Raw genomic sequence first — 722 nt, forward strand, 5'->3', positions numbered from 1 at the left:
AGCAAGACCGGCACCGCCATCGTCGGCAAGGACGTGACCATCGCCGCGGTCGAGAACCGTGTGGACACGGTGCAGACGTCCAAGCAGCAGAGCGCCGGTCTCACGCTAGGTTTGACGGGAGGCATTGTTGATGCGGCGCTGGCGGTCTATGGCACCGCCAAGCGCGGAACGGAGGTCGAAGACGACCGCCTGAAGGCGCTGTATGCGGCCAAGACAGGCTATGCGATCAAGGACAGCATGGGCGCCATCGGCGGTGCCCAAGCAGGCGCGAATGCGCTTGCCAATGGGGAGGGCTTGAAGAGCGCTTCGGGTGACTCTGGTATCAGCTTGAAGATCGCCCTGGGTGCCAGCAGCGCGTCGAGCAAGACGACCACGCACGAGGAAACCACCGGCGGCAGCCGCATCCTCAGCGATGGCAACGTAACTATCGCGGCCACCGGCGGCGATCTCACTGTCATCGGCAGCAAGATCGCCGGTGACAGCGTGGCACTTGCAGCGGCCAACAACCTCAACTTGCTGAGCAATCAGGAAACCAATACCAGCAAGTCGGAGAACAAGAACGGCGGCGGCGAGATCGGCGTGAGCGTCGGCACCACGACCGGTTTCTACGTCAGCGCCTACGCCGGCAAGGGCAGTGCCAAGGGCAACAGCGAACTGCACACCGAAAGCGTGGTCACGGCCAAGGACACGCTGACCTTGGCCAGCGGCAACGACACCACGAT

Annotated in this window: 1 protein-coding gene; it reads left to right on the plus strand. The window is 63.4% G+C overall.

What is annotated here, in order from left to right; genetic code table 11:
* A partial coding sequence (locus D588_RS24960) for a hemagglutinin repeat-containing protein (RefSeq protein WP_043085177.1) occupies window positions 1–722 on the plus strand: 722 nt, incomplete at both ends.

The sequence above is a fragment of the Xanthomonas sp. SHU 308 genome, assembly GCF_000364645.1.
Taxonomy (GTDB): domain Bacteria; phylum Pseudomonadota; class Gammaproteobacteria; order Xanthomonadales; family Xanthomonadaceae; genus Xanthomonas_A; species Xanthomonas_A sontii.